We start from the raw sequence: 12,409 nt of genomic DNA, 5'->3' as shown, positions 1-12,409 counted from the left end.
TGCCGGCACGAGAGCCCTACCGGAGGGCCTCGCACCGGCAACCACGCACTCAGGCCTGCTTGAGCACCTCGGTCACCAGGTCCTTCGCCTCCTGCTGGATCCGGCTCAGGTGCTCCGGCCCCTGGAACGACTCCGCGTATATCTTGTAGACGTCCTCGGTGCCGGACGGACGGGCCGCGAACCAGCCGGACTCGGTGGTGACCTTCAGCCCGCCGATCGGGGCGCCGTTGCCGGGCGCCGTGGTGAGGGTGGCGGTGATCGGCTCGCCGGCCAGCTCGGTGGCGGTCACCTGCTCCGGGGAGAGCTTGCCGAGCACGGCCTTCTCCTCGCGGGTGGCGGGGGCGTCGATGCGGGCGTACGCGGGCGCGCCGAAGCGCTCGGCCAGCTCGGTCCAGTGTTCGCTGGGTGTCCGGCCGGTCGTCGCGATGATCTCCGAGGCGAGCAGGCAGAGCAGGATGCCGTCCTTGTCGGTGGTCCAGGTGCCACCGTCGCGGCGCAGGAACGACGCTCCCGCGCTCTCCTCGCCACCGAAGCCGACCGAACCGTCGAGCAGGCCGGGCACGAACCACTTGAACCCGACCGGCACCTCCAGCAGCGGGCGGCCGAGGTCGGCCGCGACCCGGTCGATCATCGACGAGGAGACCAGCGTCTTGCCGACCGCGGCGGCCGGGCCCCACTGCTCCCGGGTCCGGAACAGGTGGCCGATCGCCACCGCCAGGTAGTGGTTGGGGTTCATCAGGCCGCCGTCGGGGGTGACGATGCCGTGCCGGTCGGCGTCCGCGTCGTTGCCGGTGGAGACCTGGTAGTCGGCGCGGGCGGCGATCAGCGACGCCATCGCGTTCGGCGAGGAGCAGTCCATCCGGATCTTCCCGTCGCCGTCGAGGGTCATGAACCGCCAGGTCGGATCGACCGTCGGGTTGATGACGGTGAGGTCGAGGCGGTGCCGCTGCGCGATCTCACCCCAGTAGTCGACGCTCGCCCCGCCCAACGGGTCCGCGCCGATGCGCACCCCGGCCGCGCGGATCGCGTCCAGGTCGATCGCCGCCGGCAGGTCGTCGACGTACCGGCCGAGGAAGTCGTACGTCCCGGTGGTGTCGGCGGCGCGGGCCCGGGCGTACGGGATCCGCCGGACCTCGGCGAGCCCGCCCGCGAGGATGGCGTTGGCCCGGTCCTGGATCCACTTCGTGGCATCGGTGTCGGCCGGCCCGCCGTGGGTCGGGTTGTACTTGAACCCACCGTCGTCGGGCGGGTTGTGCGACGGGGTGATCACGATCCCGTCGGCGAGCCCGCCGGTACGTCCCCGGTTGTGGGTGAGGATGGCGTGCGACACAGCGGGGGTGGGCGTGTAGCCGTCCCGGCTGTCGAGCAGCACCGTGACGTCGTTGGCGGCGAGCACCTCCAGCGCGTCCACCGCGGCCGGGGTGGACAGGGCGTGCGTGTCCCGGCCGAGGAAGAGCGGCCCGTCGACGCCATGCGCCTGCCGGTAGTCGCAGAGCGCCTGGGTGACCGCGACGATGTGGTCTGAGTTGAACGCGCGGCGCAGGCTCGACCCCCGGTGGCCGGAGGTACCGAACGAGACCTGCTGCGCCGGGTCCCCCGGATCGGGGTGCTCGGCGTAGTAGGCGGTGATCAGCCGGGGCACGTCGACCAGGTCGGCGGGCTGGGCCGGCTGGCCGGCACGGGGGTGGGCCACTGCGGCAACCTCCTCAGACGGGGTGGACGCCGCCTTCTTCCCGGCGGCGGCCGATTCCATGCGTACGACGACCGACGTCAGGGCTCTACGCGCTGACCCTTGCCGATCACCACGACCCCGTTGTCGGAGACAACATAGCGTTGCCGGTCCTTCTCCAGGTCAACGCCGATCTCGGCGCCCTCGGGCACGAAGACGTTCTTGTCGAGGATCGCGCGGCGGACCACGGCGTGCCGGCCGATCTCCACGCCCTCCATCAGCACCGCGCCGTCGACGTGGGCCCACGAGTGCACCCGGACCTTCGGGGAGACGACCGAATTCTCCACGAGGGAGCCGGAGATCACCGCACCGGGCGAGACCAGCGAACCGACCGCCCGGCCGACCCGCTCCCCCCACTGGTGGACGAACTTGGCCGGCGGGTACGGCGGCTGCTCGGTGTAGATGGGCCAGTCGAAGTTGTAGAGGTTGAAGACCGGGTGCACGTTGATCAGATCCATGTGCGCGTCGTAGAAGGAGTCGAGCGTCCCCACGTCCCGCCAGTAGCCGCGGTCGCGGTCGGTGCTCCCGGGCACCTCGTTGTCCTTGAAGTCGTAGACGTTCGCCTCGCCTCGCTCGACCAGCATCGGGATGATGCTGCCGCCCATGTCGTGCTTGCTGCTCTTGTCCTCCGCGTCGCGCTCCACCGCTTCGCAGAGCGCCTTGGTGGTGAAGACGTAGTTGCCCATCGAGGCGTAGATCTGGTCGGGCGCGTCGGGCAGGCCGACCGCGTCGGTGGGCTTCTCCCGGAAGGCCCGGATGCGCCGGCCGTCCTCGCCGACCTCGATGACGCCGAACTGGTCGGCTGTCGACAGCGGTTGCCGGATCCCCGCGACGGTGACGGCGGCGCCGGAGGCGATGTGGTCCTCCACCATCTGCCGGGGGTCCATCCGGTAGATGTGGTCGGCCCCGAAGACGATCACGTAGTCGGGCTGCTCGTCGTTGATCAGGTTGAAGCTCTGGTAGATGGCGTCGGCCGAGCCGGCGAACCACCACGGGCCGCGGCGCTGCTGCGCGGGCACCGGGGTGACGTAGTTGCCGAGCAGCGTCGACATCCGCCACGTCTTGGTGATGTGCCGGTCGAGGGAGTGGGATTTGTACTGGGTCAGCACGACGATCTTGAGATAGCCGGCGTTGGCGAGGTTGGAGAGGACGAAGTCGACCATGCGGTACATCCCGCCGAACGGGACGGCCGGCTTGGCCCGGTCCGCGGTCAGCGGCATCAGGCGCTTGCCTTCTCCGCCGGCCAGGACGATCGCGAGCACCTTGGCAGCCATGGTGAGACGCTAACCATCCGCGTCGGACTTCACCACTCGTACGGTCGGACTTCTGCACTAGGGTGCGGGCATGACCGACTCCGCCCCCGCAGCCGGACAGCTCCGCGTCGATCTGCTCACCCGCGAGTACCCGCCGGAGGTGTACGGCGGAGCCGGCGTCCACGTCGAGTACCTGGCCCGGGAGCTGCGCCGCCTCGCCGACGTACGGGTGCACTGCTTCGGCCTGCCGCGCACCGAGCCCGGCGTCACCGCGTACGCGGAGCCGCCGGGGTTGACCGGGGCGAACGCCGCGCTGCGCACGATGGGCGTGGACCTGGAGATGGCCGCGGGCTGCGCCGGCTCCGACGTGGTGCACAGCCACACCTGGTACGCGAACCTGGCGGGGCACACCGCGAAGCTGTTGCACGGGGTGCCGCACGTGGTCACCGCGCACAGCCTGGAGCCGCTGCGGCCGTGGAAGGCCGAGCAACTCGGCGGCGGCTACGCCCTCTCGTCGTGGTGCGAACGCACGGCGATGCTGGCGGCCGACGCGGTCATCGCGGTGAGCGAGGGGATGCGGCGGGACGTGCTCACCGCGTACCCCGAGATCGACCCGGACCGGGTGCGGGTGGTCTACAACGGCATCGACACGGCGCAGTACGCACCGGATCCGGGCACGGATGTGCTCGACCGGCTCGGCATCGACCCGGCCCTGCCCAGCGTGGTCTACGTCGGGCGGATCACCCGGCAGAAGGGGCTGCCGTACCTGCTGCGCGCCGCCCGGGAACTGCCGGCGGACACCCAGTTGGTGCTGCTCGCCGGCGCACCGGACACGGCGGAGATCGCGGCCGAGGTGGAGGGGCTGGTCGCGGAGCTGCGGGCGAACCGGTCCGGGGTGGTCTGGGTGGCCGAGATGCTGCCGAAGCACGAGGTGATCCAGGTGCTCACCCACGCCACGCTCTTCGCCTGCCCGTCGATCTACGAGCCGATGGGCATCGTGAACCTGGAGGCGATGGCGTGCGAGACGGCGGTGGTGGCCACCGCGACCGGCGGTATTCCGGAGGTGGTGGCCGCCGGGGAGACGGGTCTGCTGGTCCCGATCGAGCAGGCCGACGACGGCTCCGGGCGACCGCTGGATCCGCAGCGTTTCGTCGCCGACTTCGCCGCGCGGATGAACGAGCTGCTGGATGACCGGCAACGCGTGGCGGCGTTCGGGCAGGCGGGTCGGCGTCGGGCGGTCGAGCATTTCTCCTGGGACGCGATCACGTCCCGGACGTTGGAGATCTACCGGTCGGTGGGCGCGGCAGGCTGATCCGCTCAGAGTGCCGATCCGGATCCGGTCCGCTCAGATCGCCGTTCCGGGCGGGGACTTGAGCAGCGGCGTCGCCTCGGCCGGATATCCGCCGTGCCGGTTTCGGAGCGCGCTGGCCGCGATCCGAACGAGGTCGATGTTGACCCCGGCGGCGCCGCTCGGATCATGCACCGTGAGTTTCACATCGAGGCTGACCGCCGTTTCGCCCCAGCCCCGCGCCTCGACGTTGAGGTGCGCCACCTTCTGCGATCTCAGCTGCGGCAGGTATCCCAGCGGGGCCAACTCGACCTTGTCGGACGCCGACAACGCGTTGAGTTTGGACTGCTTCTTGGAACTGGGGTTCTCGACCAGATTACGGAAGTCCTCGGTGCCACCGAGGTTGACCTGATACGAACTGACCAGGGTGAGGCCCCGCTCCGCAAGCAGGCGCAGCAACGCGTTGTGCAGCACCGACGTGCCGAACTGGCTGGCCAGGTCGTCGCCGAGCAGCGGGAGGCCGGCCGCCGCGAAACGGTTCATCAACCCTGTGTCACGGGCGACCGGGTCGGACGTGGTGTTGATGAAGGCGACACCTGCCTGGTACGCGGCTTCGGCGTACGCCCGGGCCGTCTCCGGCCGGCCGCTCGGTGCCGAGTAGAGCAGCACCTCCGCCCCGGCCAGCTTCGCCGCCACCCGATCCACCTCGCTCGTGTCGACGAGACCCCTGGTGACGGGAACGCCCGCCCTGGGGAGATCGCAGTCGAGCGGAGGGAAGTTGTTGGGCGGCATGAAGATCGCCTCGGTCAGGTCCCTGCCGATCTTCTCCTCGGAGACGGCGAAGGCCGCGACGAAGTCGATGTCGGCCACGCCGAGCCCGTCGACCACCGGCCGGTTGACACCCACCAGGCTGCCGGTCTGGCGGTGCAGGGCGATCCCCTGCACCAGCGCCGACGTGTTGTTACCGACGCCCACGACCGCGAGCCTCACCCGTTCGATCATGAAGGCGAGGCTACTGATCTCGACCGGAATGATCCATGGCTGAGGATCCTCGAGACGAGAGCCGGAATGGCCTGTTCTCGTCATCACCGCTGATCGGTGCGCCGGGGACAGGCGGAGGCCGCGGTGGTGACCCGACCGACCTGCTTGCCGCGCGCGAGCGGAACTCGCACAGTAGGTTGACGGGGTGAGTGGACGGTTCCCGATCGAAGACGTCTCCCCCGTCGTCTCGTGTGGTCGCTATCCGGCCAAGGCCGTGGTCGGCGAGCTGGTGCCGGTGGCGGCGCGGGCCTACCGCGAGGGGCACGACGCGCTGGGCTGCAACGTGGTGTGGTCCGGCCCGGACGGCACGACCAGGCCGTTCGCCCGGATGCACCCGGGCGAGCCGGGGCAGGACCGCTGGCAGGCCGTCATCCGGCCGGACGCGGTGGGTGACTGGACGTTCCACGTCGAGGCGTTCCACGACCCGTACCTCACCTGGCAGAACGCGGTGACGAAGAAGCTCGCGGCCGGGCAGGGGCCGGCGGAGCTCGCCAACGACCTGGCCGAGGGCGCGCAGCTGCTGGACGCGGCCACGCCGGGCGTGCCGGCGGCGCAGCGGCAGCGGGTGATCCGGGCGGCGGTTGCGCTGCGCGACACCGGCCGGGAGCTGTCGCAGCGGGTCGAGCCGGCGTTGGAGCTGGCCGACCTGCTCTGGGCGTACCCGCTGCGGGAACTGGTGACGGCCGGCGACGAGTACCGGCTCTGGGTGGACCGGGAGCGGGCGCTCTTCTCCGCCTGGTACGAGTTCTTCCCCCGGTCCGAGGGCGCGGCGCCGGCCCGCTCCGGCACCTTCGCCACCGCGACGGAGCGGCTGGCGGGCGTCGCCGCGATGGGCTTCGACGTGCTCTACCTGCCGCCGATCCACCCGATCGGCCGGGTCAACCGCAAGGGCCGAAACAACGCGCTCACCGCCGGGCCGGACGACGTCGGCTCGCCGTGGGCGATCGGCGCGGCCGAGGGCGGCCACGACGCCATCCACCCCGACCTGGGTACGGCGGAGGACTTCCGGGAGTTCGTCGCGGCCGCCGCCGAGCAGGGCCTGGAAGTGGCGATGGACCTGGCGTTGCAGTGCGCCCCGGACCACCCGTGGGTCACCGAGCATCCGGAGTGGTTCACCACGCGGGCCGACGGCACGATCGCGTACGCGGAGAACCCGCCGAAGAAGTACCAGGACATCTACCCGCTGAACTTCGACAACGACCCGGAGGGCATCCGGGCGGCGATCCTGCGGGTGGTGCTGCACTGGGTCGGCGAGGGCATCCGGATCTTCCGGGTGGACAACCCGCACACCAAGCCGTTCGACTTCTGGCACTGGTTGATCTGGGAGGTCAAGCAGGTCGAGCCGGACGTGCTCTTCCTCGCCGAGGCGTTCACCCGGCCGGCGATCATGCACGGCCTCGGCAGGATCGGCTTCACCCAGTCGTACACGTACTTCACCTGGCGGACGACGGCCGCCGAGATGCGGGCGTACTGCGAGGAACTGGTCGCGGCGGCCGACTACATGCGCCCGAACTTCTGGCCGAACACCCCGGACATTCTGCACGAGTCGTTGCAGCACGGCGGCCCGCCGATGTTCAAGATCCGGGCGGTGCTGGCCGCGCTGCTCTCCCCCTCCTGGGGCATGTACGCGGGCTACGAGCTGTTCGAGCACGTGGCCCGCCCGGGCGCCGAGGAGTACCTGGACAACGAGAAGTACGAGCTGCGCCCCCGCGACTGGGCCGACGCGCAGGAGCAGGGCCGCTCCCTCGCGCCGTTCGTCGCCATCCTCAACCGGGTACGCCGGGAGCACCCGGCCCTGCACCGGCTGCGTAACCTGCGCTTCCACGACATCGACAACCCGGCGCTGCTCTGCTGGTCCAAACGGGACGCCGACACCGGCGACACGGTCATCGTGGTGTGCTCGTTCGACCCGGGCGAGGTGCAGTGGGGCAACACCACGCTGGACATGCCGGCGCTCGGCCTCGACTGGCACGAGCGGTTCACCGTGCACGACGAGCTGACCGGCGCCAGCTACGACTGGGGGCAGCGCAACGCGGTGCGGCTCGACCCGTACCTGCAGCCCGCACACGTGCTGACCGTGCGCCGCCCGGTCCCGCCCGAGCCGCCGGCCGGGTGCACCACCGCCCCGGGAGAACTCACCACCGAGTCCGTTCCCGACGACCTTTCCGGCGGCACCGCCCCGACCACCCCCGCCCAGAAGGACGACCTCCGATGGACCAGCTGATAGCCGGGGACTTCCACGATCCGCACTCCGTGCTGGGTGCGCACCCGGCCGGCGGCCGGACCGCCATCCGTACGCTGCGCCGGGGTGCGGTCGACGTGTGCGTGCTGGTCGACGGTGAGCGGCACCCGATGAAGCGGGTCCACGACGCCGGGGTCTTCGAGACCACCGTGCCGGGCACCGTGCTCGACTACCGGGTCGAGGTCGACGGCACGACACACGACGACCCGTACCGCTACCCGCCCACGCTGGGCGAACTGGACCTGCACCTGATCGGCGAGGGGCGGCACGAGCGGCTCTGGGAGGTGCTCGGCGCGCGGGTCTTCGACGAGGGGGTGGCGTTCGCCGTGTGGGCGCCGAACGCGCGCGGCGTGCGGGTGATCGGCGAGTTCGCCGGCTGGGCACCGGACGACGGCTGGCCGATGCGCTCGCTCGGCGCCTCCGGCGTGTGGGAGATCTTCGTGCCGGGGGTGTCGGCCGGGTCCCGCTACAAGTACCGGGTGCTGGGTGTCGACGGACGCTGGCGGGACAAGGCCGACCCGCTGGCCGCGTACGCGGAGGTGCCGCCGGCCACCGCGTCGGTGGTGCACCGCTCGACGTACGAGTGGTCCGACGCCGCCTGGCTTCAGCGGCGGGCGAAGACGCAGCCGCACCAGGAGCCGATGAGCGTGTACGAGGTGCACCTCGGCTCGTGGCGGCCCGGCCTCGGCTACCGGGAGCTGGCCGACGAGCTGACCGAGTACGTCACCGGGCTGGGCTTCACCCACGTGGAGTTCCTGCCGGTGATGGAGCACCCGTTCGGCGGCTCCTGGGGCTACCAGGTCAGCGGCTACTACGCCCCCACGTCCCGCTTCGGGGACCCGGACGACTTCCGTCACCTGGTGGACCGGCTGCACGCGGCCGGGATCGGCGTGATCCTCGACTGGGTGCCGGCGCACTTCCCCCGCGACGAGTGGGCCCTCGCTCGCTTCGACGGCACCCCGCTGTACGAGCACCCTGATCCGCGCCGGGGCGAGCATCCCGACTGGGGCACGTACGTCTTCGACTTCGGCCGCCGCGAGGTGCGCAACTTCCTGGTCGCCAACGCGCTCTACTGGCTCGACGAGTTCCACGTCGACGGGCTGCGGGTCGACGCCGTCGCCTCGATGCTCTACCTGGACTACTCCCGCCCGGAGGGGCAGTGGGCGCCCAACCAGTACGGCGGCCGGGAGCATCTGGAAGCCATCGCCTTCCTCCAGGAGGTCAACGCGACCGTCTACAAGCACCACCCGGGGGTGCTGATGGTCGCCGAGGAGTCGACGGCCTGGCCGGGGGTGACCCGACCGACCTCGGACGGCGGGCTCGGCTTCGGGTTCAAGTGGAACATGGGCTGGATGCACGACACCCTGCTCTACACCTCGAAGGACCCGATCTACCGGCAGCACCATCACCACCAGCTGACCTTCTCCCTGGCGTACGCCTGGAGCGAGAACTACGTGCTGCCGATCAGCCACGACGAGGTGGTGCACGGCAAGGGTTCGCTGGTCGGGAAGATGCCCGGCGACACCTGGCAGAAGTTGGCGAACGTCCGCGCCCTGCTGGCGTACATGTGGGCGCACCCGGGCAAGCAGCTGCTCTTCATGGGTTGCGAGCTGGGCGACGACCGGGAGTGGAGCGAGGAGCGCGGCCTCGACTGGTACCTGCTGCACGACCCGGCACGGGCCGGTGTGCAGCGACTCGTCGCCGACCTGAACCGCCGCTACCGGGAGACCCCGGCGCTCTGGGCGCAGGACACCGACCCGGCCGGGTTCCGCTGGATCGCCGGGGACGACGTCGCCAACAACACCGTCTCGTTCATCCGGATCGCCCCCGACGGCCGGATGCTCGTGTGCGTGGCCAACTTCTCCGCGACGCCGCTGCACGACTACCGGATCGGCCTGCCCGCAACCGGCACCTGGCTGGAGATCCTCAACACCGACGCCCAGCCGTACGGCGGCTCCGGGGTGGGCAACCTGGGCGAGGTGCACGCCGAGGACGTGCCGTGGCACGGGCTACCGGCGTCCGCGGCACTCCAGGTGCCCCCGCTGGGCGTGCTCTGGCTCAGGCGACCTTGAGTTGCTCGTCGCCGAAGTCGGCGATGAGCTTCAAGGTGCCGCCGAGGGCTTCGATGTACCGGTTGAGCACATCCTGCGTGGAGACCGCGCCGCTTCCGCAGGTCCGTCGGCCGCCAACCGCGCGCCTCGTCGAGCACCTTTCCCGTGGCGGAGTCGAACGCATCCCGGCCGCCGGCGTCTCCACCGCCCGCTCCAGATGCCCGGACTCCCGCCAACGCCGGACCTCACTCATCGCCCCGGCTCCCTCTCACGTTCCGTCAGGTAGGTCGCGTACAAGTCCTCCGCCTCGGGTATCGCGTCTCGATACGACCGGCTCCACTGCCCCGCCTTGTCACCGGTGACCAGCAGGGTCGCGGAGCGCCACGGATCGAGCACGAACAGGTTCTGATCTCGGTACGCCCGCCCGACGGCGGCCGCAGCTGCTTCATGTTCGAGATCCTCGACGCGGTGACCGTGTCCACGAGCGGTCGCCCTTGGGTGGGGGCCGTTTCGCTCGAGTACGACGATCGCGTGGTTCACCAGCCGATGGCTGGTCGGGTCCGCCGAGTAGAAAGGATCGAGGAAAGCCTGGACCTGGGACGTCATCAAAATCTCCCGCGGCTCCGCGATCCTCGTCGGCCGCTGGTGAGCCCTGCGTCACAGCGCCGCCAGCCTACGGCAGGTCGGCGACATCGTCCGCGCCGCTCTCCACCTCATCTGTTTCGAATACTGCTACCGGCCGGATTCTTGTTGAGATCACGTCACAGTTACGTAGGATTTCTGCGACCGCGCACGGACAGTGAGCCATTTCACGCAATGGCTGGATCACGCGTAGTGATCACATGCTGGACTGCTGTTGGGTCGCGGCTGGTCGTCCGTTGCACGGTTTCCTGAACGTCAGGGTAATGGTGTCGGACTCGCCTTCGTCGTCCAGGTCGCCGAGCGGCCGCAGGTCCACGGCGGCGATGTGTAGGGCGGGCAGCATCTCGGCGGCGGCACGCGTGGCGGTGGTGTCGTGTGGTGTTCGCGGCCGGGCCACACGTCGAAGGTCCAGATCGGCCAGCCGTCGCCGACGGTGATGACCTGGATATTGCCGCCGTGATTGGTCGTGCTTGGCCGACCGCCAGAGGTCGACGCCGGGTACCGGTCCCGGAGTGCGGCATCGCTCGACCTCGATCAGGACCCCGTCAATGGTGACATGGGAGCATCCGGTGGCCCCGGCCAGACGTCGGATGGTCCCCTCGCGTAGCGGTAGCACGGCGGTGTACGTGACAGTCATGTCGAGCACGACCTCTATAACGTTGATCTGTGGTCGGACCACTTTCATATCGAGGTCCTGCGTCGTTTCAAACAGTGCTTCGGCAACCGGCGCGTCCGGAACGTTCTAGACAAGACAGATAATTACTCACCGCACCCGGCTCGTTGCTCGGAATGACTTACTGCGATCAGCGTCATACCGGCCACCATAGAGGCCGTGTAGAGCCGCTCTTCAAGTCTGAAGTAGAATGCGGAATAAGATAGAAGTTTTTGATGTCCAAAGGAGAAATGATTCGCGTGACCACCGACTTCGAAGGCAAAAAAATCGTCGTGATCGGCGGTGCTAGCGGCATCGGCCTCAAGACCGCGGAGGACGTGGTCACAGAGGGCGGCAGCGCGGTGATCGTTGGCCGGCCGGGTCGGAAACTCGACGACGCCGTGACAAACCTGTCGCGCTCCGGCACCGCGTGGTCAATCGCGGCCGACCTGACGGACTGGGACCAGGTCGTCGAGGCCCAGCAGCAACTGGCGGAGAAGCACGCCGACGCCACCCTCCTCGTCAACTCGGCGGGGCTCGTCCGACTCAAGCCCTTCGTCGACCATGAGGTAGCCGACTACGACTCCTATCACGACCTCAACAGGGCGACGTTCTTCCTGACTCAGACCGTTGTCCGGGGTATGATCGCCGGCGGTCAGGGCGGCGCCATCGTGAACGTTGGTGCCATGTGGGCGCACCAGGCCCTCGCCTTGACACCGTCGTCGGCATTCTCGATGGCCAAGGCGGGCCTGCACGCCCTCACGCACAACCTGGCCATCGAGCTCGCCGGCGAGGGCATCCGTGTGAACGCCGTGGCTCCCGCCGTCACCAATACGCCCCATTTCGACTGGATCCCCGCGGACCAGCGGGAAGCCACGCTGCAGCAGATGGTCGGCCTGCACCCGCTTGGCCGTGTCGGCACCCCGCAGGATGTGGCCTCCGCGATCACCTTCCTCCTCTCGTCGGCCTCGAGCTGGACCACGGGCGCCATCCTCAACGTCGACGGCGGGGTCATGGCAGGCCGCAACTAGACACACCCACAAAGGCGTCGATCGGACCCGCCGCGCGCCAAGGAGACCGCACGGCAGGCGATCTGATACGGCAGCTGGAGACAGCCCAGCCGTTGCTCGTCTCCGCTGGTCAGCTGCCTGATGGAGTGTGGTCGTGAGGACGGCCGTCTCGTTCTGATGTGGCGTTACACCACATCAGAACGAGACGGCCGATCGGCCCGGCGGTAGACGACACAGGTCACGGCAGGACGTTGGGGCCTGTTGGCCTCGTTGTCTGGTTACTCCACCCGCTCCGAGACCCGGGGCTGATGGCAACGGTGGCGGCAGCCCGCACTCACACCCGCAACGTACGCCACTAGCGAGCCCGATTGACGCCGCGATCAAACCGTGGCCGGCGCTGGCCGGGACGCGATGGTCAGCGCGCTGCGCGAAATCCGGGTCGTCGCCGGCGGCTGGGACGAGTACCTGGAGCGCCACGTCACTCCGGCACAGGGGTCCGGG

General features: G+C 69.6%; 9 protein-coding genes and 1 pseudogene. 4 read left to right on the top strand and 6 right to left on the bottom strand.

Going from position 1 to position 12,409, the window contains the following annotated elements; translation table 11 throughout:
- Window positions 1-49: 49 nt before the first annotated feature.
- Both pgm and glgC read right to left on the bottom strand, forming a co-directional pair.
- Window positions 50-1,693, bottom strand: coding sequence for a phosphoglucomutase (alpha-D-glucose-1,6-bisphosphate-dependent) (gene pgm, locus ABZS42_RS23715; RefSeq protein WP_355148672.1), 1,644 nt, complete (start codon window positions 1,691-1,693; stop codon window positions 50-52).
- Between the two features lie 77 nt (window positions 1,694-1,770).
- Window positions 1,771-3,003 (bottom strand): glucose-1-phosphate adenylyltransferase, encoded by a 1,233-nt coding sequence (glgC, locus tag ABZS42_RS23710; RefSeq protein ID WP_355148670.1) that lies wholly within the window; start codon window positions 3,001-3,003, stop codon window positions 1,771-1,773.
- A 70-nt stretch (window positions 3,004-3,073) separates the two neighbouring features.
- Between glgC and glgA the strand changes: the two genes are divergently transcribed.
- Complete coding sequence (gene glgA, locus ABZS42_RS23705) at window positions 3,074-4,294, top strand: glycogen synthase (RefSeq protein WP_355148668.1); 1,221 nt, start codon at window positions 3,074-3,076, stop codon at window positions 4,292-4,294.
- A gap of 33 nt (window positions 4,295-4,327) precedes the next feature.
- On the opposite strand, the gene ABZS42_RS23700 is transcribed toward glgA, so the two are convergent.
- Window positions 4,328-5,272, bottom strand: coding sequence for an inositol-3-phosphate synthase (locus ABZS42_RS23700; RefSeq protein ID WP_355148666.1), 945 nt, complete (start codon window positions 5,270-5,272; stop codon window positions 4,328-4,330).
- A gap of 184 nt (window positions 5,273-5,456) precedes the next feature.
- Here ABZS42_RS23700 and ABZS42_RS23695 point away from each other — a divergent pair, with 184 nt between their 5' ends.
- Entirely contained in the window at window positions 5,457-7,535 is a 2,079-nt protein-coding gene (locus ABZS42_RS23695) for a maltotransferase domain-containing protein (RefSeq protein WP_355148664.1), read from the top strand.
- A complete protein-coding gene (gene glgB, locus ABZS42_RS23690; protein WP_355148661.1) occupies window positions 7,523-9,625 on the top strand; it encodes a 1,4-alpha-glucan branching protein GlgB in 2,103 nt (700 codons plus the stop codon). Before ABZS42_RS23695 ends, glgB begins: the two co-directional genes overlap by 13 nt.
- Here glgB and ABZS42_RS23685 read toward each other — a convergent pair.
- The 3 genes and pseudogenes from ABZS42_RS23685 to ABZS42_RS23675 all read right to left on the bottom strand — a co-directional run.
- Complete coding sequence (locus ABZS42_RS23685) at window positions 9,612-9,857, bottom strand: transcriptional regulator (RefSeq protein ID WP_355148659.1); 246 nt, start codon at window positions 9,855-9,857, stop codon at window positions 9,612-9,614. The two genes, glgB and ABZS42_RS23685, sit on opposite strands and share 14 nt — an antisense overlap.
- Window positions 9,854-10,210 carry a DNA-binding protein gene (locus ABZS42_RS23680; RefSeq protein WP_355148657.1) on the bottom strand — a complete coding sequence of 119 codons (357 nt, stop codon included), beginning with the start codon at window positions 10,208-10,210 and terminating at the stop codon, window positions 9,854-9,856. Before ABZS42_RS23680 ends, ABZS42_RS23685 begins: the two co-directional genes overlap by 4 nt.
- Before the next feature lie 364 nt (window positions 10,211-10,574).
- A pseudogene (locus ABZS42_RS23675) lies at window positions 10,575-10,826 on the bottom strand (IS5/IS1182 family transposase); the annotation flags it as partial.
- A gap of 323 nt (window positions 10,827-11,149) precedes the next feature.
- Here ABZS42_RS23675 and ABZS42_RS23670 point away from each other — a divergent pair.
- Entirely contained in the window at window positions 11,150-11,929 is a 780-nt protein-coding gene (locus tag ABZS42_RS23670; RefSeq protein WP_355148721.1) for an SDR family oxidoreductase, read from the top strand.
- The last annotated feature ends 480 nt before the right edge of the window (window positions 11,930-12,409 follow it).

This window comes from Micromonospora sp. NPDC005367, assembly GCF_040606825.1.
Lineage (GTDB): Bacteria > Actinomycetota > Actinomycetes > Mycobacteriales > Micromonosporaceae > Micromonospora.
This window is presented reverse-complemented; position numbering and strand designations above follow the sequence as displayed.

Excerpts from the sequence above, each read along its gene's own strand:
- glgA (WP_355148668.1), top strand. The coding sequence starts at position 3,074 with ATGACCGACTCCGCCCCCGCAGCCGGACAGCTCCGCGTCGATCTGCTC.
- glgC (WP_355148670.1), bottom strand. The coding sequence starts at position 3,003 with ATGGCTGCCAAGGTGCTCGCGATCGTCCTGGCCGGCGGAGAAGGCAAG.
- ABZS42_RS23685 (WP_355148659.1), bottom strand. The coding sequence starts at position 9,857 with ATGAGTGAGGTCCGGCGTTGGCGGGAGTCCGGGCATCTGGAGCGGGCG.
- ABZS42_RS23670 (WP_355148721.1), top strand. The coding sequence starts at position 11,150 with ATGATTCGCGTGACCACCGACTTCGAAGGCAAAAAAATCGTCGTGATC.
- ABZS42_RS23700 (WP_355148666.1), bottom strand. The coding sequence starts at position 5,272 with ATGATCGAACGGGTGAGGCTCGCGGTCGTGGGCGTCGGTAACAACACG.
- ABZS42_RS23680 (WP_355148657.1), bottom strand. The coding sequence starts at position 10,210 with ATGACGTCCCAGGTCCAGGCTTTCCTCGATCCTTTCTACTCGGCGGAC.
- glgB (WP_355148661.1), top strand. The coding sequence starts at position 7,523 with ATGGACCAGCTGATAGCCGGGGACTTCCACGATCCGCACTCCGTGCTG.